This is a genomic window from Paenibacillus sp. Lou8.1 (assembly GCF_024213565.1).
GTDB lineage: Bacteria > Bacillota > Bacilli > Paenibacillales > Paenibacillaceae > Paenibacillus > Paenibacillus polymyxa_B.
This window is the reverse complement of sequence record NZ_JANAVN010000003.1, coordinates 82,594-106,275: the sequence shown is the minus strand read 5'-3', so window position 1 is coordinate 106,275 and position 23,682 is coordinate 82,594. Positions and strand designations below refer to the sequence as shown.

Sequence of the window (23,682 nt, the reverse complement as noted above, 5' to 3'; positions counted from 1 at the left end):
AGATACGCTGCACTAAAGAGGGTGAGGCAATCCCGCCCAGCATAGCCGATGGTTTTCGTTAGCTATACGGGCGGGATTGCCGAGTTTATCTCTTGATTGTTTAATCAATACAGCAAATATGTATAACAATATAATGAATGGTAATGACGAAATGAAAATTTCAGCGCCCTGGTCTGTTTTCACACGTTCAACTAGCAGCCACCACATAGGTACGGATATAATCCACACCAAGACATTAGAGATGATTACATAAAAAGTATTTTTCCATAACAGACAAAACAAAATTGCAATAATGGCCGGAACAGTCCATGAACCTATCGTATGACCATTACTTAATATAACAAATGTTATAACAGGATATAAAAGTGCAACCACCATCTGGACTCCCCTATTATCATAAAACTTCATTTCCCATCCCCTTTTTCTTTACAATCTATTTTTTAATTTTTTGATAGGTATATTTATTATTTTATTTATTTTCACAATAAAAATCCAAGCTCTATGAAATCAACAACGTTGGTGATAATTGTTCTGCTTTATCGTATTCTCTTAGAGGGTTGATTTAATACTTAAAAAATTTTAGAAAAGATGTCCCTTTCGGTCATCTTCATTTGTTATATAGATATAGTTTTCTTTGTGATCAGAGGAGGTGCCTACATCTTTGAGTGAGGAAATCGAATACAGAATCAAACGGGTCCAGGCCGGCGAGATCCAGGATTACGCCTACATTGTAAAGGAGTATCAGCGTCAGATTTTTGTGTACTGCTGGCGGATATTGGGAAGTGAGCAGGAAGCGGAAGAGGCTGTACAGGATATTTTCGTTAGTGCTTTCGAGAAAATCAGTATGTACAAGCCCACAGTGGGCTTCTCCTCCTGGCTGTATAAAATGGCTTATCATCACTGCCTGAACCTGATTCGCAGGAAAAATCTACAGCGCAAATTTAAAATCACCCTGTTTAACTCAACTAACATGACTTCAGACAGCGCCGCGCAGGTTATGGAACGTCAGCTTTTCAGTGAACCGCTAAGCCGGGCATTGGGCCAACTGAATGCAGAAGAAAGAAACCTGCTGGTGCTACGCATTTTTGAAGAAAAATCGTTTGGAGAAATCGGGGAAATTATGAACAAAAGCGAGGAAGCTATCAAGAAAAAATACGGCAGAACAAAAACAAAGCTCAAAAAAATGATGGAGCCCATAAAGGAGGACCCAAAATGCGTGAATTACAAGACAGAACTCAGGAACAAGGTCTGAAATACACCGATCTGAAAGACAAAGGCCTAAAAAATATGGACATGTTGACGGAGCCAGAGAACGCCTTAAAAATACAAGCCTTTGACGTCTCTGACAAAGTGATGGAACAGGTCTACCAAAAGGCGAAACCCAAAAAGGGACTCATCGTAAAAATGCGTCTTCAACCGCGCATCACCGCTCCTATTATGATCTTACTTTTTGTATTGGGCGCCTCTGTGACTGGGTACGCCGCTTCGCAATATCTGGAATTACGTAACGGCAAAGGCGATGTCGTATTAAATACCGCCAAAACACCTGCCGAAACGGACGCTTCCCAAACGTATACAACCACCTACACACAGTGGAACGAAAAGGTGAGAGACCGTCTACAGCCTGGAGAGTATGCGGCCTATTACGTTAAGGACGATTCTATGAATCCAAGAAATTCGTCTAATCCTGTCCTGTTTGCATACAAACCGACTGAACTTTCTAGCTTCAGCAGTCTGCAGGATGAAATCAAGCGTACAGAAGCCCCACTATTCCACAATCCTACTCATCTGCCGAATGGCTACCGATTTGATTTCGGATACGTCTATCCAGTCGCTGCATATCCTGAGATGATGGACAAAAAGGAATACCAGGCTTTAACGGATAAACTGATGCATCAAGCCAAAACTGCACCGAAAGGTGAAAATCTATTTATTCAGAAGCTAAGCTGGAACAAGTCAGGCTCCTCCCTCGCACGGTATGCAAGAGGAAATGACTATGTAAACATCACCGTCACCAAGTACGCTCCCGAAGTCACAAAGACGACCGTGATGCAAAATGAACAGGATTCGGCTGAGGAACTGATGATCAAAGGAACCAAGGCCTATTACATCAGGGCAAGCGAAACAAGCACGCCCTTGGAGGTAGGGAAAAATCGACTGGGATGGCTCGATGAAAAAAGGCGTTTACACTACAACATATCTGATAACCAGGACAGCCCGCTGAGCAAAGAAGACCTGGTAAAAATAGCCGAGGATTTGCTTAACGGTTCACCGCAATAGCTATAAAAGAAAAGCTTTGAAGAGAGACCATCCTTTTTTAAGAGTGGTCTCTTTTTGGAGATTAGTCCTTATACCTTTTCCTCACAAACTATTACGGCATGTTCCACGACGGGATACCGTATCGACCGGGTGCAGAAAGTTGGCGAGGTCTATATGTCACCGGGCTCCGTTACCGAAATCCTGCACTTCTATGTAGCCGAGTATAGTGAAGATATGACAACGGGTGGCGGTGGTGGCCTTGAGGAGGAACAGGAAAACATTGAAGTGATAGAACTTCCGTTTGCTCAAGCGCTAGACATGGTCGAAAGCGGCGAGATTCGTGACGCCAAGACGATAATGCTGCTCCAATACGCTCAGATCCAGGGCCTCTTGAAAGTGAAATCGAAACCGCTTCATATCCTTATCGCAGGCCCTTATCGATCTGGAACGAATGATGATCATGTATTAATCGAGAAGAACGTCAACTACATGAATGAAATTGCTCTTCAAGTTTACGAGGCTGGTCACATGCCGGTGCTGGGAGAGTGGTATGCTTTGCCCCTTATCGCGACAGCCGGTTCCACTGCTCTGGGAGATGAGACCTTTAACAAAATCTTTCACCCGTCTTCCATTCGCCTGCTTGATTACTGTAACGCCGTGCTTCGGGTTGGAGGACCCTCTCAGGGTGCCGATGAAATGGTAAGGGTGGCGAAAGAGAAAGGATTGTTGATTTACGAGCGGCTCGACGAACTTCCGTTGGTGTGATATATCCTCTTTGACCAGACCAAAGACAACTTGCTCTGGGCCTCCTCCACAGATCACCCGAAGAATCTCTCAATCAACTGAGACACTAAGGGAATTGCGCAAATGTTTAACATCACTCATCGGTGGACGCCCAAACATGCGTCCATATTCCCGGCTGAACTGTGAAGGGCTCTCATAGCCAACGCGAAAGCCTGCATTGGCGGCTTCCAATCCCTCCGAGAGCAGCAAGCGGCGTGCAGTCTGCAGTCGAATGGCCTTCTGATACTGCAGAGGACTTATAGCCGTTACCTTTTTAAAATGCTTGTGTAAGGAAGAAGGGCTCATGTTTACTTCCTTCGCCAATTCTTCAATCACAAGAGGCTTAGAGTAATCGCGGGTTATCAGATGGATCGCTTGGGAGATGCTATGTGCATAGCTACCAACTACGGCAAATTGCCTGATTAAAGCCCCCTGCTCACCTTGTAATACACGATAAAGGATCTCGTGCGTGATAAGCGGCGCAAGAAACTGAATATCCGCAGGCGTATCCGAAAGTCTGACAAGCCGAAGCAGCGCATCAAGCAGCAGAGGGTCAAATTGGCTCACTAGTATGCCGCGTCCAGTCTTTACGGTACCTTGAGAAGGACTCTTCTTGATAATGTCCAGGATGACGTCTGGACTAATGGATAATTGAAGACTTAGATAAGGAAGCTCCGACGAGGCTTGAGTTATTTTACCAATTACGGGAAGTTGAACTGATGTGACCATGTAGGTTGTTGGATCGTACACATAGTTTTCTCCAGCCAGCATTGCTGTCTTTGAGCCTTGTGCAACCACGTACAGGGAGGGCATATGGACCGTATGATTCAGCTCGGACACATGGCTTGCACGTCTGAAATAAAGTCCTGGCACAGACGAGACAAACGTACCATCCGAAGACGCATGTTGATCAATTAGATGAATCAGTTCTTGTAGATTCGTAGAAATATCAGAGGGGGGAGGAGACGAAATCATTCATGCTTCACCTTCCTTTCCGTTGAACGCTAATATTGATGTGCTAATTATATGCGCGCCGAATAGGATTAGGCAAGAATTGGACTTGATCGGTCTACCTGTCTCAATCGAATTCTACTTAAAATTTACTTGCAAGGCCAACAGAGGGCCTAAGGCAAATAGATCAAAGGAAGAAGGATTGGGCTATGCATTTGGAAGGAAGAATAGAGAACAAAGTCGTCGTGATTACAGGTGCAAGCAGCGGAATTGGAGAAGCAACAGCACTGTTGCTTGCCGAGCGTGGAGCAAAAGTCGTACTTGGAGCACGCGGAGCGGAGCGCCTTGAAGCGCTGGCGACACGCATTTCCAATGGAGGTGGCGAAGCTGTTTATGCACGCACTGACGTGAGACGGCGCGAGGATCTGTGCAATCTCGTTAATTTGGCTTGCGAACGGTACGGGAAGCTGGATGTTCTCGTCAGCAACGCTGGCGTTATGCCTATTTCCCCTCTCGAAGATCTGTGTGTCGAGGACTGGGAGGATATGATTGATGTCAACATTAAAGGCGTTTTGTACGGTATAGCCGCAGCGTTGCCTATTTTTCGCAAGCAGGGTTCCGGACATTTCGTGAACATCGCTTCTGTAGCAGGACATAAGACTGTGCCGAACCAGTCGGTCTACTCCGGTACGAAGTTCGCCGTGCGCGCCATCTCAGAGGGATTGCGCCAGGAGGCTGGCGACAAGCTGCGCGTGACCATCATTTCGCCTGGTATTGTGCAGACAAATTTCACAGAGGGTATGACCAATCCAGCATTGAGAGATCAACTCGCTGCCATTCGGGATAAACTAGCCATGACACCTGACGCGATAGCCCGTGCAATTGGATTCGCAATTGAACAACCGGCCGATATTGATGTGAACGAAATCGTAATCCGTCCAACCGCACAAATGTAATATAAATAGATAGGGGCACCTCCTCTTGTGAGTGCGTCCCTATCTATTTAGCATAAAGCTTTACCATGGAAGCTGTTCATCCATGTAATAGAATCCGCCCGTTGGACCATCCTCCGAGAGGGTCGCCAGTCGGACCGCCGTTTTCGCTCCATCCTCCACCGACAGCTCTGCCTTTTCCCCGCCCATCTGCGTTTTAACCAAGCCGGGGTAGCAATCCGCTGCACCAGTTCATTGGACAACTGGAACTGAATAGAGCCTATAGTGCTGCTTTCTTTTCTGTCTGGCTTCATCCTATCATATTGGGAACGGTCGTTAAGTAATTATTCCCACCCCAAGGATTGCAAAATTTTGTATTGTTAAGCAAGCATTTTAGCAGTGGGGGCTTCCCACCGCTTGGTGTTGTTGCTTATTCGACTTTGAAATATATCGTAAGATTACTGTACAGTAGTGGGATGATCCAGTTACCAGCCATGCAAAAATTAACGATGAAGCGGTTCTTTTTCGCCCAGACCCAGCACCTCCGTTGTGGAATTGTAAATTTCTTGGTAAAGCTCTGGGTTTTCCGCTAGTGACACCCCATAAGAAGGAATCATCTCTTTGATTTTTGGTTCCCACTCTTCCATATGTTGTGGGAAGCATTTTTCCAATACTTCCAGCATAACGTGAACAGCAGTAGAAGCACCCGGAGAAGCGCCGAGCAGTGCAGCTACCGAACCATCAGCGGCACTAACCACTTCCGTACCAAATTGAAGTGTTCCTTTTCCACCCTCCGTATCTTTGATCACCTGCACACGTTGGCCTGCTACCACGATCCCCCAGTCCTCGATTTTGGCGTTCGGAATAAACTCGCGTAATTCTTCCAGACGCTTTTCATTCGATAACATCACTTGCTGGATCAGATATTTAGTCAATGCCATCTCTTTTGCGCCTGCGGCCAACATCGTGATGAGATTATTAGGTTTTACAGAACCGATCAAATCCAAATTTGAGCCCGTTTTCAAGAATTTCGGTGAGAAGCCGGCAAACGGTCCAAATAGCAGTGCTTTTTGGTTACCGATATATCTTGTATCCAGATGCGGAACAGACATGGGAGGAGCACCAACCTTAGCTTTACCATATACTTTTGCATGATGTTGGGCGACAACCTTAGGATTGTTACATACCATAAATAGCCCACTTACCGGGAATCCCCCGATATATTTGGACTCAGGAATACCGGTTCTTTGTAGCAAAGGTAGACTTCCACCCCCACCACCGATAAAGACAAATTTGGCATTATGGTATTCGATTTTACCGTTATCCAGATTATGGACCTTGACCTTCCACGAGCCGTCGCTCGCACGTTTAATATCCTTTACACTATGTTTGTAATTAATCTCGACGTTTTTACTTTTTAAATGCTCAAACAACATGCGTGTTAAAGCACCGAAGTTGACATCTGTTCCAGAGTCGATTTTGGTTGCCGCGATGGGTTCATTCAATGTACGGCCTTCCATAATCAGCGGAATCCATTCCTTCAGCTTTTCAGGGTCGACGGAAAATTCCATGCCTTGAAACAGAGGAATAGTTGAAAGCGCTTTAAACCTTTTTTTCAAAAAAGATACATTTTTCTCTCCTGTTACCAAGCTCATATGAGGTATTGGTTTGATAAAGTCCTGTGGATTACGAATCAAATTGCTGTTTACAAGAAAAGACCAAAACTGTCTTGAAAGCTGAAACTGCTCATTAATGTCTACAGCTTTACGAATATCTATAGATCCATCAGCTTTCTCGGATGTATAGTTCAGTTCGCACAGTGCAGCATGGCCTGTACCTGCATTATTCCATTCGTTAGAGCTTTCTTCTCCCGCGTTTGCGAGTTTCTCAAACACTTTGATTTCCCATTCTGGTGCTAACTCTTTCAGCAATGATCCCAGAGTCGCGCTCATGACTCCGGCACCAATTAAGATAATGTCTGTTTTTTTCTGAATGCTATTCATAAAAACCTTCCTTATCTCTTATATTTGCAAAAAAGAGCAGGCCCTCCTGCTTAGGTGATACAAGAAGCAAGGCTCCACTCAGGAACATATCTTTTCTGTCTCTATTATAACTAAAATATAATCTTTTAAAAATTATATTGTCTATTATCTGATAATTATAAATCATTTCTGCTAAAAAGTGAGAATTTTCTTTGCAGAAATAATAAGAATGGATCTCAACACGCTGTATTATTTGGGCTTTACTTACTAGCAGTCATAACAGACACCAAAAAAGCGTTTAGAAGCAAATGATGTAGAGTAACAAATTTCCAATGATTGAATCAACAGTCCATGTATATGAATAATTCGGTAAAATATGTCTTTACGGGATAGGCCCTTATAAATACTTCATTATGATATTCGAAACGGTCTGTTGTTGATTCCCCCAATCATAATCGGAGTTATTCATAATAAACGATTGAAAAGGGAGTTGCTCAATAATTTGTAATTCTAGCTCTCGTCGATGTTCAAGGAACTGAATATATCCCTCATATCCGTAAAGCCCCTTGTTCTTTCCATAATCTTGCTCGGTATGGTACCAAATCGCGAAATCTAACCATTCTTGGGATCTCATTGTTTTAACTCGCTCAATCGTCTCATGCACATTCGGTTGCTTCAAATAGAACAAAATTGGATTTAACTCCTGAATTTGCTCCGCAATCTGTAATACATGCTGAATAAAATGATCTTCTCCAGCGTTATGTCGGGCGAGTAGTGCACACCCCGGGTTCTGTAAAAAACAGCATTCGAGTATTATCAACTTTTCTTTTTCTCGCTGATCTTTAACAAAAGACTTCCAACGTTGAATCATCAACTCGCAGTGCTTTTCTACGGGTACTCCATCGTAAATTTCATAACGCCGGATTTCCTCATATAAACTAGAAGGGATTCCATTTGGAGCTGATTGCTGCGCAAGTGCATATGCGATTAAAGAGTCGTTGCCATTCACAGATACAAACGGATCAATGTAATGAAACACCTCGGAATAGATAGATCGGAGCCAATCAAGTTCTTCGTTCGGCATACATGCAACCGATTCATAATCAGCGGGATGTCGTAAGTTCCCTTCTAAAAATAGTTCCGATTCTATTGGATGTGTGTTTAACATGTCATGTATGTGTCTAGATAATGTGGATTTGCCAGAGCCAGGTATACCCTCAACGATAATCAGTTTCGTTTTCGTAGCTGGTAAATTGGCCATAGTATCACATCCTTATGAATTAAATGATTACCTTAAGGAAAATCCTATTGTCTCGTTATATCGCCCATTATATTTAACGGATCGGTGTATATTCCCCACTGAAATGAAAATGATAGCCGTTGTCTATGCGGATATATCCGAGAATACAATGACCTCTATCCCTGTATAAAACACTGGAGTAATTCTTATTGTCTTTGTTACCTTCTGCGACCAAAATTTTGTTGTCATCACAACCTAAAACAATTCCGATGTGATCGTGGGAATCATCCGATAGAAGCTTCTCATAAACCACAATATCACCACGTGCCGGCTTAAATCCATCTTGCTTATCGTGATAAAAAAATCCTGTTTCAGGCAGCTGGGCCCAATCCAACCACGCACCAACCCCAGCTAATCGATACATACAGTTCGGATACCGGATGGGCAGTAGAATTCCAACTTGCATACAACAGTAGTATATAAACGCAGCGCACCAATTGCCTTCCAGTACTTTATAAATATCAGAGTCCGGCCAATACTTGCAAATTTCCCGATAACGTTCATCTTCCGGGACGCCAACAATGTTTTGCCCTGCAAACGTTTCTGCAAAATCAGCCAGCATAAGACGTCTGTCTTCAGCGTTACTGTTTTTCGTTTCCGTATCTGCGTTGAATTCCACTTCTACAAGCTCCACCGGAATCCCCAATTCAACAAACACATTTTGCAGTCTACGTATATCCGTCTTAAATGAATGGTTACCTGCACTCTGTAAGTACATCTGCAATAAAATAGCATCTTTAATTATTTCTTCGTATGGTCCATGTCCTTGATGTCTGTCTCCTTGATAAAAGATCGAGCGGAGAATGACAAGCTGCTCTTCGTCGGTAAAAAGTTGGGTGTTACGTAGTATAGGTCTTACAGCATCTGCACTGTTGGGACCAGGGAAGTCCTTAATTCCGGTTTTATAGAAATAAAAACCGTGGAGCACCCCCGCGATTGCAGCGATCTCCACATCTTGTCCTCTTCTCATAGCAAGCATTGAAGCAAAATTGGATACTCCGAAAAGATGAGCCCAAGCCTCCTGTTTCATGGAATTATTCTCTGTAGTAACAAGCATTTCATGAACAAGACCACGAACACTTTCAAGCCGCTTAAACTTACTCTCATGAATCAAACTTTCGCCTCCCTACCCTGCCCACTTCAACTTCCCATATCTCGACATCCTTAGAAAACCAATAAAAAGCACTGGGTCCTGAGGACTGACCCAATGCTTTTAGTAGATGACTATCTTCTAGTTACTTAATAATTACGTAGTCCAGGTTAACCAGTTTTGCATAAGTAACAATTTGGTCTGTGGTTAGATTCAAGGAAACCACGGTATGGTGACCACCGCCGTTCTCAATCCATGCTTTAACCCCATCTTGGAAGTTTGGCTTCACATTCCACAGTACACGGGCCACTGGAAGATTTGGAGCAGGAACTGTCGGTTCAAATGCAGCAACCTCATTGATCAACAGTTTATAATGCGTGCCAAAGTCAGCCATGGAAACAACTACACCGTCTCCTGCCTTGCCGTCAAACACCAGACGAGCTGGATCTTCACGATCGCCGATACCTAACGGAGAAACGATGATTTTAGGCTTGTTGCTTGCCAACGTTGGATCAACTTCAAGCATATGCGATTGAAGGATCGATTCCTGACCAGCCGCTAATTCATAGGTGTAGTCTTCCATAAAGCCAGTGGATTGGTTATGGCTCATGACTTTAAGCAGACGATCGAGCGCTGCAGTCTTCCAGTCTCCTTCACCAGCAAAGCCATATCCTTGTGCCATCAAACGTTGAACGGCAAGACCAGGAAGCTGTTTCATACCATAGAGGTCTTCAAAGTTTGTAGTGAAGGCAGTATAACCGCCATCATCCAGGAATCGTTTAAGGGCAATTTCATAGCTTGCTTGCACTCTTACGCTGGCTTCCCAAGCTTCCTTGCTATAAGTACCATAATCAAGTTCATAGAGTTCGGCGTATTCCGCGAACAAAGCATCAATCTCTTCTTCTTTCACAGCATTGACGTACTGAACAAGGTCGCCAATTCCGAAGTAGTCAACGGTCCATCCAAATTGAATTTGAGCTTCGACCTTATCGCCTTCCGTAACGCCAACGTTACGCATATTGTCGCCAAAGCGGGCAACTTTGATATTGAAGCTTTCGTTATAAGCAACCGCTACATCCATCCACTCTGCGATTTGCTTTTGCACTTCTGCACGTTCCCAGTAACCTACGACCACTTTATTCTGTTTCTTCAGGCGAGCATTGATAAATCCATATTCACGGTCACCATGAGCTGCCTGATTGAGGTTCATGAAGTCCATATCAATCGTAGCCCAAGGAATGCTTTCATTATACTGTGTAGCCAAATGAAGTAGCGGCTTTTGCAGCAATTTAGTACCACGAATCCACATTTTTGCAGGCGAGAAGGTATGCATCCAAGTGATGACACCAGCAACCTCGTCACGATAGTTGACTTCTTTCATGAGATTGGTGATTTTGTCTGCACTAACCGCCAGATCCTGCAATACAAGCGGATAAGGCAGAACGCCACTCTTATTTAAGGCATCGGTCATTTCTTGTGCGTGTGCTTTAACTTCTGCTAATGCTTCTTCTCCATACAGATGTTGTGAACCTACGACAAACCAGAACTGTTTTGTACCTACTGTTGACATCATTCATCCTCTTTTCTTAATTTTTTAATTTATATTACTTTTGCCCGTAGTACGCGTCTTTCCCATGTTTGCGTAAATAGTGTTTATCTAGAATGCGCTGCGGCAATTCTTCGGCAAAATGATTCAATTCTCGTGCGAATAAATTCATTTTCGAAACTTCTTCCAACACGACACTATTCATGACTGCCGATTTTGCATCTTTGCCCCAAGTGAAGGGAGCATGACCCTTAAGCAGAACACCCGGCACTGTTAAAATATCCAGCCCGCGCTGCTCAAAAGTTTCGATGATGACACGGCCGGTTTCCGCTTCGTAACCACGATCAATCTCCTCTTGTGTCAAGAAACGGGCACAAGGAACAGAACCATAGAAGGTGTCTGCATGAGTAGTCCCCATTACAGGTACATCCAAGCCTGCTTGAGCCCAAATGGTCGCCCAAGTCGAATGCGTGTGTACAATACCGCCGATCTCTGCATAATGCTTATAAAGTACGGCGTGAGTCGGTGTATCTGATGAAGGTCTCATTTCTCCTTCAACAACATTGCCATCAAAATCAACAACCACCATATCGCTAGGTTTCATCGTGTCATAACTAACACCACTTGGTTTGATAACGAATAAGCGGCTCTCACGATCAACAGCGCTTACGTTACCCCAGGTGTATTTCACGAGTCCATGTTTAGGCAAATCCAGATTGGCTTGATATACTTCTTCTTTCAGTTGCTCTAACACGTCAATTCCTCCAGTTTTCCACTAGATTATCTACAGCAGCCTGTTCAATCGCCAGGCCTTGTGTGTAGCGTTCCATGAATGCTTCAAATCCCTTAACGTCGGAACTGTCGGGAGAAATTTCTTGCCCCTCAACATCTCTAAATACTTTTTGGTCGAGGAAGTCTTCCAGACTTTCTTGTTGATCCTTGTTCATCATGTAAGAAGCCAGAATAGCAATCCCCCACGCCCCGCCTTCTCCGGCTGTTGACATCACTGATACCGGGACATTCATGGCAGCCGCAACAATTTTTTGTCCGACGATAGGGGTTTTAAATAAACCACCGTGAGCCAGAATGCTGTCAATTGCGACATTTTCTTTCTTTGTCAAAATATCCATTCCGATTTTCAAAGCAGCAAACGCAGTGAAAAGATGAGTCCGCATAAAATTGGCCAAATTGAAACGGCTTTCAGGAGAGCGGACAAACAATGGCCGGCCTTTCTCTATTCCGGTGATATTCTCCCCTGACAAATAGCCATAGCTGAGTAAACCGCCGCCATCTGGATCTGCTTCCAAAGCCTTGTTCAGCAGCACACTGAACAATTGATTCGGATCCGCCTTTTGCCCCATTGCCTCAGAGAATTCACGGAACAATCCCAGCCAAGCATTGATATCACTTGAACAGTTGTTGGCATGAACCATTCCGACCGGATTACCATTCGGTGTAGTCACCAGATCAATTTCCGGATATACCGCTGAAAGGTCCTTCTCTAATACAAGCATGGCAAAAACCGAGGTTCCCACAGAGACGTTGCCAGTCCGTTTTCTCACACTATTCGTAGCGACCATCCCTGTTCCCGCATCACCTTCTGGAGGACAAAGCGGAATACCTGGTTGTAAATCTTCGGATTTATCTAAGATTTTAGCTCCCGCGGCGGTTAGTACACCTGCCTGCTCGCCTGAAATATAAACTTTAGGGAGAATTCCTTCTAGCTTCCAATCGTAACCTTTGGCTGCAATGAGTTCATCGAACTGCTTAACCATCGATTGGTTATAATCATGTGTAGTCTCATCAATTGGGAATATGCCCGAAGCATCCCCGACGCCAATAGCCTTATTGCCAGTCAGCAGCCAGTGAATATATCCAGCTAACGTCGTCATAAAATCAATCTGAGGGACATGTTGCTCTTCGTTCAATATAGCTTGATACAGGTGAGCAATACTCCATCGCTCAGGGATGTTGAATTGGAATTTATCAGTTAACACTTTTGCGGCAGCACCGGTTGTCGCATTCCGCCAAGTCCGGAACGGAACAAGCAACTCGCCCTTGCTGTCAAAAGCCATATAGCCGTGCATCATTGCAGAGAATCCTATAGAACCAACGGTACGAAGGGTGATCCCATATTTTTGTTCAACCTCTTGCTTCATTTCACTATAAGCCTCTTGCAGACCCGTAATAATACTCTCTAAGTTGTACGTCCAATATCCGTCTACCAAGAGATTTTCCCACTCATAGCTTCCAGATGCGATGGTTTCAAAATGATGATCAATCAGCACTGCCTTGATACGTGTGGATCCAAATTCGATACCAAGTGAGGTTTCTCCCTTAGTAATCGCTTGTTTAATGTCTTGATCCATGCTCACGTTACTCCTCTCTCTGAACAACTGTTATAATCGCAATAATTGAAAGAAGGCGCTTTCTTTAATTTACAACCTTAGTATATTTTTTGTTCGTACATTTGTCAACGATAATACATAGTTATACCTACAAATATTCTCATGAACCGATTATTAGTGCTACAACGAGCCGTTGACCGAGGAGAGGTGTCAGACGATTGCTGAGATTGTCGACGAAGTATTCTTGCCACTTGTGTTAAAGCGGTGATTAGCAATTCCGCTCTTTGAAAAGCATATTATACAAATGCCTACCATTGTTTTTTAATGTTTTTTCAGTTTTTGTTAATAGGAATTTGTATTTATGAATGTAGGTTGAGCAAGATGAAATCTGCTCAACTTTTTTTCGCCTTTTAGGTTTATTAGGTGTGTGACAATAACGTAATATGGGCTTCAAGCAGCTTCTGATATAAAACATCGTTGGCAAACCCAGGACCGCATCTCCTTCGGGTACAACTTGCCCCACTTGGCCTTCAGTATTTATGCATGTTAGGCTATGGATTATAATAGTTCATAATTATGCTAAGATATGTACATACAAATATTATGGGTAGGTAAATTAGTATTAGGACAACCAGGAAAGAAGGAATAAAGTGAAACCAAAGTATCAGGTCATCCTTGAGGATATAAAGAGCAACATTCTATCAGGAGCATACAGCGTAGGAGAACAAATTCCAACGGAATCGGCTTTGCAGGATATGTATAAAGTTAGCCGCCAGACGGTACGTAAGGCAATTTTAGAACTATCCAACGAAGGTTTTTTAAGAAGTGAAAAAGGATCGGGCACTTATGTCAGTAACCAATTTCGATCAAAAAACGGCGGGAATTCCAGTAATAAAACCATCGGAGTCATCACAACCTACATTTCCGATTACATCTTCCCTTCTATTATTCGCGGGATTGAAGCCAGATTGAATGAAGATAATTATTCATTGCTATTAGCTAGTACAAATAATGATGTCGCACAGGAAAAGAAAGCTTTGGAGATGATGTTGTCCTTTGGTGTGGATGGCTTGATTATTGAGCCTACGAAGAGCAATCTATATAATCCCAATATCTCTTACTATCTGACGTTCAAGGAGCAGGATGTTCCGTTCATCATGATTAATGCTTATTATGAAGAGTTGGAGGTTCCATTCTTTTGTCTCGATGACGTACAATCCAGCTATCTGGCAACAAAAGAATTGATTGCTAACGGACACACACACATTGGTATCATTGCCAAAATGGACGATTTACAAGGAAAGCATCGAATGAAGGGCTATATCAAGGCGCTTGGAGAAGCCAAATTACGGTTTTACCCAGAGCAAGTGCTCTCATTCTATACAGAGACGAAGCAAGACCTGTCCACCAACTTAAAAAAATTCCTAACCGAACAAAGAGACGGGTTATCCGCAATTGTCTGCTATAACGACGAGGTAGGATTAGAAGTTGTACATGTATGCAGACAACTTGGTATATCTGTTCCTGAAGACATATCCATTATTGGTCAAGATAATTCCTATATTTCCAAGAATGCAAACATCAAACTAACGACATTAACACACCCACAGGAACAAATGGGACGTGATGCCGCCGATTGGGTTATTAAGAAACTGCAAGGAAAGAAGGACCTACGCAACCACACCTATTATCAACCTGTGTTAATTGAAGGAGAGACGGTAAAGAAGAAACTGAAGTGAAGGGGTCCAACATTCATTGTAGACAATCAAATGGACACACCCAAAAACGATATTACCATTGAACACTAGGCACCTAGTGCCTAATTGTCATATGACACTTTGAAGTGACTGGTATGGGTCGGTGACGAAATGTAACTTGTTGGTATGACAAGTCCTTTGCCATACTTGGTTTTGCCGGACGCTATGAGGCAAAAATACATTTCAAGGAGAAATCATTCATGAAAAAAATGATTCACACCAATCTCGCGGTTCTACTGTTATCTGCTACGATAACTACCGCCTGTATGGCACCCAACGGCGCGTCAGTTGCCGCACCCGTTAACGCACCAGTTGCATCTGAAAAGGCTAGCTTGGAGGGGCCGCGAAATGCCAAGGAACTAGAAGCTTTTGCAGATGGTGTTTTTGCAGACAAGATGAAGAAGTTTAATACAGTTGGTTCTAATTTTGTGGTCGTCACGGGTGGGAAAGTGATGCTAAGCAAAGGTTACGGTTATGCCGACAGGGAAAAAAGAATTCCTGTTGATAAAAATACCGTTTTCCAAATCGGCTCTGTTACAAAGTCATTCACTGCATTGGCAGCTATGCAGTTAGTCGATAAGGGGAAAATGGATTTAAAACACGATATCCAAGAGTATTTAGGAGGAATAAAGGTTCCGAATAAAACAGGAAAAAAACTGACGATGTTTGATCTACTTACATATTCAAGTGGATTTGATGAACCAGATATTCTCATGGAAATGCATCCAGAATACGCGGACAAATATTTTCCAATGAAGAAGTACATTGCATCAAATATGCCAACTGTTGTCAGGCCTCCAGGAGAAGCGTACACTTATGACAATTTTGGTTTCATGCTAGCCGGATATGCAGTAGCAAACGTAACGGGCATGTCATATTCCCGATATATGGAAAAGAATATTTTCAAACCGTTAGGCATGACTTCGACGAATGTGCGGTTTACCCCCCAATTGTTAAGCAGAATGGCTGCTCACTATGGACCAACAGGTGAACTGATACCTTTGGACGGGTTTAAACCAACAGAAAAACCTGAAGGCGGTATGGTTTCAACAGCAGATGACATGGCGAAGTACCTCATGATGCACCTGAACAAAGGAAAGTACAAAGGTAAAGAAGTGGTGAGTCCAAAGAGCATAGAGCAAATGCACACATACCAATTATTCCCTGACAAGGAGTTCCCGGTTACAACAATTGGATTCGAAGGCTACTTCAAAGAGAAGATGAATAATCAGCATGTGATTCTAAAAGGAGGAAATGTTACAGGCCATTCTTCCTTGATTGTTATTCTGCCTGAGAAGAATACAGCGATGTATATGTCCTACAATAACGACTCCATGATGAGTCTTGACGTGTATGAAGAATTTATGAATCATTATTATCCGAGAAAAGCAGAAGTTCCAAAGTCGACCTACGCGGCAATAAGTGAGCAGCAGGCCCAAAACTACGTGGGATTATACCAAAATACGCGTATCGCTGCCTTAAGGACGAAGGTTTCGTATTCGGACGGGAAATTAATAATGGAGACAGGAACATCAGGCAAACATACACTAAAAATGATCCACCCTTTATTATTTGAAGATGAATCAGGTAATAAATTGACGTTTAATAAAAATGAAGCAGGCCATATTGCATATTTGTATTACATGCAGCTCCCAGACCTTGTTGCTTATGCGCAAAAAATAAACATTGATTCACCATTTTCTGATGTACCTGCGGACAGTAAATATATTTCATATATAAACAATCTTAATGCTTTGAAAGTCATGAGCGGAAAGTCAGCCAACCTCTTCGATCCGAAAGGAACGATGACTCAGGGAGAATTCTCAGAAGTGCTGCTGCGCGCCCATGGATGGTATAAACAACCCTTCATGATTGAACCGAATAAGAAGCAGATGATGGCCGGACTACGTAATTATCAGCCTAATTCTCCTATCACTAGACAAATGGCGGCGGTAATGATCCAGAACCTGAAACAGGTTGAGCCTGGAACTAAGGTTAAATGGAGTGGCGAAACGGATGCTTGGGCAGTTAAAGCAGTCACAGCTCTTGTTTCCCAAGGTATCATGGACCCGGATACCAAGATCAACTCAGACGGCTCCATAAACTTCCGCTCCAAACAGCTTTTGAAGCGTCAAGAAGCCAGTGCCTTATTAGATCAAGCATTTAATTACTATACGTTGCCAATCAGTCACTAATTCAAAAGGTTAACCAGAAAAAGTAGATAATGATACTTTATATAAGGTTTCCTGAACCCCCGATCAAACTGGGGGTTTTCTTGTACAATAAGAAACAAGCGGCTGCTGATGCTGCCGCTTGTTTCTTAGTTTTCTCCATATCCAATGGAAATCCGCATAGAGCCTTAAGGTTTATTCCAGAAGCCCTGCCTCCCGGGCTTTTTGCACCGCTTCCTCCCGGTTGCGAACCCCCAGCTTCAGATAGACTGATGACGCATAGTTTCTAACCGTACCATCAGATAAATACAATTTGGAGGCAATGGTTTTATATCGCAGTCCTTTCGACACGAACTGTAAAATTTCAAGCTCCCGTGGAGTTAAGTCATAGGTCGCGGCCACTTGGGTTGTCGACGGATCTTCCCCGCTCTTGGCGGCTTCCAGCTGTGCAAACAATTTGTGCGACATCTCCTGATCGATCAGCGTGCCTCCGCGATAGACCGTGCGTATTGTTTCGGCGAGCTCTACTGGCTTCATCGACTTCAATAAGTATCCGTCGGCTCCGCTTCGCAGCGCTTCCAGAGCCTGTCCAGTATCTTCGAACGTGGTGAGAATCAAGATGCGGATGTGGGGCCACGTTTGTTTTATGGTACGGGATGCGGAGATTCCGTCCAGGTTCGGCATGTCCAAATCCATGAGCACCAGCTGAGGCTGAACCTGCCTGCACAGTTCGATGGCTTGCTCGCCATCTTCTGCCACCCCTACGACTTGCAAATCTTGCTGCTCCTCGAGAAGAGTCCGCAGACTTTCACGGATAAAAGGCTGGTCATCGACGACCAACAGACGGATGACTTCATCCTTAAGCTCCGTTTGTCGTGGCAGGGTGCAGGTAACGAGGGTGCCTTCGCCCGGTTGGGTATAGACGCCAACATGACCTTGCAAATTCATCGCTCGCTCTTTCATGGCGTTCAAGCCGAAACCATCCCGTCCATGTTCCATCCCGCGGCCGTTATCCTTAATTTCGAGCCTCGTCTGCTGAGGCTCAAATTGCACCAAAACCGTAATCTCCGTCGAGTGTCCATGACGCACGGCATTCGTCAATGATTCTTGCAAGCAGCGATACAGCGCTATCTTCGCTTGCTTCGTTACAGGGTATTCCTCTCCGAAGGCCTGGAAACGAACCGACACCTTAGCATGCTCCTGAAACTCCTCTGCCAGCTTCCGCAAAGACTGAAGCAGTGGGAGTTCTTCATGCGGCGATTCGATTTGATGTACATAGCCTCTCACTTCGTCCATATTCTTCCGGGCCAGGTTCAATAGGGAATCGAGCCGTTTCGTTCCTGTATCCGTCTCTAGCTCGGGGCGCAAGGTTTCCAACCCCATAATGAGGGAAGTGTACGCATGACCGACGGTATCATGGAGCTCTTTAGAGAGCCGATTCCGCTCTTCGGCCAGCGTGATGTGTTCGATTTGGGACAAGTACTGCTCCAGCACCGCATTTTGCTCGCGTATAATTTCGCTTTGACGATGATTGACCATCAATAAATGGAAGGAAAATCCGAATGCATAAGCCGTCCCGAATTGAATGGTCATAACCCAAAAATCAGTCTGCTCTACAAGCAGCTTAATTATAGTGGGTAGGAGCAATACCGATAAAGGACCTGACCAAAGATATGTTCTTTGTTTGCTGTTAGCGGCAATTAAAAATGGATACAACAGGAATGTGAGGTAGGCTTCCGGAAAAAACGAAGCTAAATACAAGCACAGCCCGCCCGGGATCACAATCTCGGTAAGCAGGTAGTATCTATAATTGAGCTGCAAGCACAGCCAGGGAACGGAAAAAGCAATAAGCTGCCAAAACACAAGAACCCAAAGCGGCAGCGTGAAATGAGCTTGCCGCTCTATGATAGTGAGCAGGAGAGAAGTACTGCAAATCAGGCGGATCATAAGCATGAACCAGTCGTACCAGAACCACTGCTTTACCATATCGAACAAAACCATCAACCCCTAAAAACTATCAGTATGACATTACGTAACTATTATAGAGCAGAACATCATCCAACAATACTTTTAAATCCAGACCGGGACATTCCGGTTAACGGTTCACACTCTTGATCATAAGACGGGTGTAGCCGCCTAGCATACGCGTCAAGCTGTTCGCAAGCCTATAGCTCACCATAGTGAATACGACTCCTGAGGCCGAAACCAGCATGGATTTTATCACAGTATCTACAAGCAAACCCATAAAATAATAATTAAATAACGGAAAGAGGAGCGGGGTCGCAATCATCACGAGTGGAGTTATATAAAGCAAGGCCGCACTAATGAGGCTAAAAATCCCCACCGGAAGCTTCAGCATCAGCCAGCCGATAGCAATCCAGTTGCGCCGATTTAGCAGCTCCTTCCTTGCTTGAAGCCAGATAGAGGCATCGGTGTTTATTGGTTTAACGTAAAGCTCGGTGGTAATATCCGTATAGATCTTGGTCTGTATGCGTTCAAATTGCAGGAAGGCGTATGTAGTTCGCAAAATGCGAGTAATCAGAGGAACACCCACGACGGTAAACGAAAGACTCAAGCCTAATGTAAGAGCGACCAGATAAAAGCAAAAGTAAAACAATCCGGTAGCGAAAGTAAGCAGTAGGAAATAGCCATTTTGAATAAAGCTGACGACGGTTCTTGTCATCAAAGAGCCCACATCCTTTACAAGTAGTAGTCGTATCCTACGGCTCTTGATGTCAAATCGGCCAGTGCCATAATGTCATATGACACAAGGCGGAAAGACTTAGAAGCTTGAAATTAACACTATCCATATATCCTTTCTCCTCAGATATTTCCCAAGAAATTTTATATTCTTGGACAACGAATCCTTCAAGTTTCTGTGCTGGAACACATAGTGGAATAAAATGAGCTCCAGAGAAAGTAAAAACCGTTCGATCTTAGTTATACATACAAAAATTTTAATCCATCATATTAATAATTACTTTGTTTTCACATCACGTGGAAACCTCATCTGTTGACACTTCATGGAAAATACTGTATATATTCAAAGCCAATATGAAAGACAGAAAAGGAGGATCTGCATGCACAGAGTGGTCAAAATAAAATTTATGCTCTTTTACGGTGAAGCGCCTGAAGCAAAATGTTACGGGTACATGGAGTTGAATCAGGATGGAAATATGATCGCGCTCTACAATAGGTACGGTGAGGAAATAGACATGTATGGCCAACACGAATTTGTTAAGATACGGACACTTGGCAAATTTGATAACGAAGACCGTGATAATTTTTATTCTTTGTTAGAAAGTGATGGTGTAGGATAATCTGCACGATAGGCTGACGATTCCGGTGCCAAGGCACTACGAAAAATCAGCCTTTTTGATTTTATTTGCCTTGTAGAGTTGACCGGCACGTTATCATAATCCCCTAACCTCATCTTGTCAAGAAATAATGCGCGAATGAGCGACATCGCGGGGGAGCCCCCCTTATGCTTTCGAAATATGAATGAATTTCCGAGTATGATGGACAATTTCGCTTTTTCCAATTCATCCCACCTCACGTAGAATGATCTTCAGGCGTTGCGGGATAAGTGATATACAAACAATGGACGGAACGTAATGAACAATCGGGAGGTAGAAGATGGACAATCAGGCTCAAGATGCAAGAGGAATGAAGAGAGGAGAAATATTAACCGCTCTACTCATCGGTACATTTGTCGCGTTTCTTAACGAAAATTTACTTACCAATGCGTTTCCTGCATTGATGAGAGAATTTAACGTTGCGGCTTCGACCATACAATGGTTATCGACGGGTTATATGCTTGTGGTCGGCGTACTGGTGCCGGTGACCGCATTACTACAGCAATGGTTCACGACTCGCCAGATGTTTATGTCTGCGATGGCGTTATTTTTGGCCGGTACCTGCTTGTGTGCAGTATCCCCGGGATTCGGAATCTTGCTGATGGGCAGGGTTGTTCAGGCTTGCGGGACAGGATTATTGATTCCGTTGATGATGAATACGATTCTCGCCCTCTATCCTCCAGAACGCCGGGGTGCCGCCATGGGTCTCATGGGGCTGGTCATCATGGTCGCCCCTGTCATCGGGCCGGCTTTGTCTGGCTTGATTATCGATTTCTTTCAATGGCGATGGCTGTTTTACATGGTGATTCCTGTCGCACTGTTTTCGATGATTTATGCATTCATGTACTTAAAGAATGTGACAGAACTGACCAAGCCAAGGGTCGATCTTGTATCCATTGTGATGTCAACCGTCGGTTTCGGCTGCGTCACCTATGGCTTCAGCCAAACAAGTGTCTCTCTTGAGCCAGAAGGTTACGGATCAATTGCAATAGGTAGCCTTTTCTTGCTCTTGCTTGTATGGCGCCAGCTTAAGATCAAAGAGCCGTTGATCGATCTTTCCGTATTCCGGCATTCCACTTTTTCTCTGGTTGCGGTATTGATTGTAATTCTGATGATGGTTCTATTCGCCACAACAACATTGCTGCCGTTCTATATGCAGGATGTGATGAAGTTGACAGCATTCGCGACAGGCTTACTTCTAATGCCAGGTAGCATTTTGAACGGGATGCTGATGCCAGTATCGGGGAAATTACTCGATAAATTCGGGCCGAGACTCGTAATTGTGCCCGGACTGCTCCTGATCGTCATATCGTTGTGGCTGTTTACCGGCATCGACAGTGATACAACACAAGGTTCCGTTCTGTTCAATCATATCCTCTTATTCTTAGGCATGTCGTTCGTCGTCATGCCGGCTCAGACGACAGGATTGAATCAACTTCCACGTCACCTGATCCCTCATGGCACAGCCATATACAATACGCTCCAACAGATTGCAGGAGGGATTGGCATCGCATTGTTCGTCGGCATCATGTCGTCTGGGGCCAATCGTTATCTTCACCATTCGCTCAATCCCACTGCGATGCATGAGAAGACACAAAGCATGGCTTCCGGTCTACAAACGGTTTTTTGGATTGAATTTATTCTTGCAATACTTATTCTGGTGCTGGGTTGGTTTATAAAAAAGCCACCTGAACATAGTTGATTCATTACTAGGCACAGATTGAATCATAAGTTAAAAACCTTGCAAGAAGCATGAGGCTGTCTCATAAGGGGCGGCCTTTATTTCGTTGTACCTTAGCACCCCGACTATAAGGAGAGCTGATTTCTGCCTAAAAGTTTTATTTTTGAGAATCAAGAATAAACATAGATGCATCTTGTCCCATGAATATTTTACTTCCGTTAAAAAAAGTTTTCGACTGAATATCTCTATATCCTATTTTAGTCATAATGTCAGTCAGCTCTTCTTGATTAAATCCGTTATGAACTATATCTGAAACTACTTTTTCATTTTTATTAAAATCTACGATTAGTAAATGTCCTCCTTCATTTAGAACATCAAATAGCCTTGATAAAACGAATTCAACATCATGAATATGGAGTAGAACCTGAGCCATAAAAATATAGTCAGCATGTAAATCCGTTAGACCTTCCTTTTCAAAATCAAAACATAATGTATCTGCATTCTGAATATGAAGATCAGTAATTTTTTGCTTTATTTGATTAATCATGTTTTGTGAAGTATCCAGAAAAAGCATAGAATTAAAATCATTTAACAAGCTCATTCCGACAAGACCCGTTCCACACCCAAAATCAATAGCATTCTTACTATTAGCGTCAACTACATATTCACGAATGGCATCAGATGATACCTTTGCAATTTGAATTCTTTCAGAAGTGTCATATATATTAGCTATCATTTCAAACTTATCCGTATTTCCCATGATTACCTCTCCAATTTTCAACATTTTCGCCCTTATTTGTGATACGGTTCACCAACCTACATGTAACGGCAAGTTTAAAGACCACCCCGCTAAAAGGATGGCCTTGAGGAACGCTAATCTATTCTAATTGCCTCGATATAAAGCTCGATTCTCACTTCATTTCCGACAACAACCCCACCTTTTTCCAGAGGAGAGTTGAATGTCAAGCCAAATTCATTGCGTTCGATACTGGCTGTTGAATGAAATCCTACACGTTCCCGGCCGCGAGGGTCCTTGTTAAGTCCTTCAAAAATAGTATGAAAAGTGACGGGTTTGGTTACTCCATGCAGAGTTAGATTGCCCGTAAGTTCATATTGCCTTTCGCTAGCAAGGACGCAGCTGGTGCTTTGAAACGTAATGGTTGGATACTTGGCTGCATGAAGGAAGTCGTCGCTCTTCAGGTGTTCATCTCGTTGCGATTGGCGAGTTGTGATACTATTTGCATCTATGGAGGCCTGAACACCCATGGTTGTTAAATCGTTGGGGTCAAAACTCAAGATCGCTTGGAAATGCTCGAATACTCCTTTAATTCTACTAATCATTAAATGCGTCACCGAAAACTCGACGGAACTGTGGTCCGGATCCACTTCCCAATTGATATTGCTCATAAATAAATTCCACCTCTATGATAAGATTTTGAGAAAGGTCGCCCCATCTCCAAACACTGCGCTATTCGCATACTCCTAATGTACAAAAAAGCTACTGACAACGGGATGTCAGTAGCTTT

General features: G+C 43.6%; 21 protein-coding genes. 8 read left to right on the top strand and 13 right to left on the bottom strand.

The genetic code is table 11. The features are described 5' to 3' along the window. Nucleotides 1-12: 12 nt before the first annotated feature. Nucleotides 13-408 carry a hypothetical protein gene (locus NLX78_RS05315; protein WP_254349809.1) on the bottom strand — a complete coding sequence of 132 codons (396 nt, stop codon included), beginning with the start codon at nucleotides 406-408 and terminating at the stop codon, nucleotides 13-15. A gap of 253 nt (nucleotides 409-661) precedes the next feature. Here NLX78_RS05315 and NLX78_RS05310 point away from each other — a divergent pair, with 253 nt between their 5' ends. The 3 genes from NLX78_RS05310 to NLX78_RS05300 are packed head-to-tail and all read left to right on the top strand — an operon-like array spanning nucleotide 662 to nucleotide 3,024. Continuing rightward, nucleotides 662-1,252, top strand: a complete 591-nt coding sequence (locus tag NLX78_RS05310; RefSeq protein ID WP_254349808.1) for an RNA polymerase sigma factor — start codon at nucleotides 662-664, stop codon at nucleotides 1,250-1,252. Further along, nucleotides 1,213-2,280: a DUF4367 domain-containing protein gene (locus tag NLX78_RS05305; RefSeq protein ID WP_254349807.1), complete on the top strand. Its 1,068-nt coding sequence runs from the start codon at nucleotides 1,213-1,215 to the stop codon at nucleotides 2,278-2,280. The genes NLX78_RS05310 and NLX78_RS05305 overlap by 40 nt, the downstream gene beginning before the upstream one ends. Nucleotides 2,281-2,334: 54 nt before the next feature. After that, entirely contained in the window at nucleotides 2,335-3,024 is a 690-nt protein-coding gene (locus tag NLX78_RS05300) for an NUDIX hydrolase (protein ID WP_254349806.1), read from the top strand. A gap of 69 nt (nucleotides 3,025-3,093) precedes the next feature. Here the strand turns inward: NLX78_RS05300 and NLX78_RS05295 are convergent, their stop codons facing one another. Continuing rightward, nucleotides 3,094-4,017 (bottom strand): AraC family transcriptional regulator, encoded by a 924-nt coding sequence (locus tag NLX78_RS05295; protein ID WP_254349805.1) that lies wholly within the window; start codon nucleotides 4,015-4,017, stop codon nucleotides 3,094-3,096. 185 nt (nucleotides 4,018-4,202) lie between these two features. Here NLX78_RS05295 and NLX78_RS05290 point away from each other — a divergent pair, with 185 nt between their 5' ends. Next, the gene (locus NLX78_RS05290; RefSeq protein WP_061829749.1) at nucleotides 4,203-4,949 is read left to right on the top strand and encodes an SDR family oxidoreductase; all 747 of its coding nucleotides are present in this window, start codon (nucleotides 4,203-4,205) and stop codon (nucleotides 4,947-4,949) included. A gap of 60 nt (nucleotides 4,950-5,009) precedes the next feature. On the opposite strand, the gene NLX78_RS05285 is transcribed toward NLX78_RS05290, so the two are convergent. From NLX78_RS05285 to NLX78_RS05255, 7 genes are all read right to left on the bottom strand, one after another. Then, nucleotides 5,010-5,150, bottom strand: coding sequence for a Rossmann-fold NAD(P)-binding domain-containing protein (locus NLX78_RS05285; RefSeq protein WP_231109433.1), 141 nt, complete (start codon nucleotides 5,148-5,150; stop codon nucleotides 5,010-5,012). A 278-nt stretch (nucleotides 5,151-5,428) separates the two neighbouring features. Continuing rightward, nucleotides 5,429-6,928, bottom strand: coding sequence for a malate:quinone oxidoreductase (locus NLX78_RS05280; protein WP_254349804.1), 1,500 nt, complete (start codon nucleotides 6,926-6,928; stop codon nucleotides 5,429-5,431). Nucleotides 6,929-7,304: 376 nt separating this feature from the next. Next, the gene (locus tag NLX78_RS05275) at nucleotides 7,305-8,168 is read right to left on the bottom strand and encodes a P-loop NTPase family protein (RefSeq protein WP_254349803.1); all 864 of its coding nucleotides are present in this window, start codon (nucleotides 8,166-8,168) and stop codon (nucleotides 7,305-7,307) included. A 73-nt stretch (nucleotides 8,169-8,241) separates the two neighbouring features. Further along, complete coding sequence (locus NLX78_RS05270) at nucleotides 8,242-9,321, bottom strand: CHAP domain-containing protein (protein ID WP_254349802.1); 1,080 nt, start codon at nucleotides 9,319-9,321, stop codon at nucleotides 8,242-8,244. 121 nt (nucleotides 9,322-9,442) lie between these two features. Further along, nucleotides 9,443-10,867, bottom strand: a complete 1,425-nt coding sequence (gene araA, locus NLX78_RS05265; protein ID WP_254349945.1) for an L-arabinose isomerase — start codon at nucleotides 10,865-10,867, stop codon at nucleotides 9,443-9,445. Nucleotides 10,868-10,901: 34 nt separating this feature from the next. Continuing rightward, nucleotides 10,902-11,597, bottom strand: coding sequence for an L-ribulose-5-phosphate 4-epimerase (locus NLX78_RS05260; RefSeq protein ID WP_254349801.1), 696 nt, complete (start codon nucleotides 11,595-11,597; stop codon nucleotides 10,902-10,904). A gap of 1 nt (nucleotide 11,598) precedes the next feature. Further along, nucleotides 11,599-13,212, bottom strand: coding sequence for a xylulokinase (locus NLX78_RS05255; protein WP_254349800.1), 1,614 nt, complete (start codon nucleotides 13,210-13,212; stop codon nucleotides 11,599-11,601). A 629-nt stretch (nucleotides 13,213-13,841) separates the two neighbouring features. Between NLX78_RS05255 and NLX78_RS05250 the strand changes: the two genes are divergently transcribed. Together NLX78_RS05250 and NLX78_RS05245 are read left to right on the top strand one after the other, a co-directional pair. Then, on the top strand, nucleotides 13,842-14,930 hold the full coding sequence (locus tag NLX78_RS05250) for a GntR family transcriptional regulator (protein WP_061829743.1): 1,089 nt from the start codon (nucleotides 13,842-13,844) through the stop codon (nucleotides 14,928-14,930). 218 nt (nucleotides 14,931-15,148) lie between these two features. Further along, nucleotides 15,149-17,143 (top strand): serine hydrolase domain-containing protein, encoded by a 1,995-nt coding sequence (locus NLX78_RS05245; protein ID WP_250260018.1) that lies wholly within the window; start codon nucleotides 15,149-15,151, stop codon nucleotides 17,141-17,143. A gap of 171 nt (nucleotides 17,144-17,314) precedes the next feature. On the opposite strand, the gene NLX78_RS05240 is transcribed toward NLX78_RS05245, so the two are convergent. Then, nucleotides 17,315-19,114, bottom strand: coding sequence for a helix-turn-helix transcriptional regulator (locus tag NLX78_RS05240; RefSeq protein ID WP_254349799.1), 1,800 nt, complete (start codon nucleotides 19,112-19,114; stop codon nucleotides 17,315-17,317). A gap of 100 nt (nucleotides 19,115-19,214) precedes the next feature. Beyond that, nucleotides 19,215-19,802 carry a sensor domain-containing protein gene (locus NLX78_RS05235; RefSeq protein WP_254349944.1) on the bottom strand — a complete coding sequence of 196 codons (588 nt, stop codon included), beginning with the start codon at nucleotides 19,800-19,802 and terminating at the stop codon, nucleotides 19,215-19,217. A gap of 397 nt (nucleotides 19,803-20,199) precedes the next feature. Here NLX78_RS05235 and NLX78_RS05230 point away from each other — a divergent pair, with 397 nt between their 5' ends. Further along, entirely contained in the window at nucleotides 20,200-20,439 is a 240-nt protein-coding gene (locus tag NLX78_RS05230; protein WP_254349798.1) for a hypothetical protein, read from the top strand. Nucleotides 20,440-20,755: 316 nt separating this feature from the next. Beyond that, nucleotides 20,756-22,177 (top strand): MDR family MFS transporter, encoded by a 1,422-nt coding sequence (locus NLX78_RS05225; protein ID WP_254349797.1) that lies wholly within the window; start codon nucleotides 20,756-20,758, stop codon nucleotides 22,175-22,177. A gap of 136 nt (nucleotides 22,178-22,313) precedes the next feature. On the opposite strand, the gene NLX78_RS05220 is transcribed toward NLX78_RS05225, so the two are convergent. Both NLX78_RS05220 and NLX78_RS05215 read right to left on the bottom strand, forming a co-directional pair. Then, complete coding sequence (locus NLX78_RS05220) at nucleotides 22,314-22,916, bottom strand: class I SAM-dependent methyltransferase (RefSeq protein ID WP_254326347.1); 603 nt, start codon at nucleotides 22,914-22,916, stop codon at nucleotides 22,314-22,316. Nucleotides 22,917-23,029: 113 nt separating this feature from the next. Then, on the bottom strand, nucleotides 23,030-23,563 hold the full coding sequence (locus tag NLX78_RS05215) for a YceI family protein (protein ID WP_254349796.1): 534 nt from the start codon (nucleotides 23,561-23,563) through the stop codon (nucleotides 23,030-23,032). Nucleotides 23,564-23,682 lie beyond the last annotated feature (119 nt).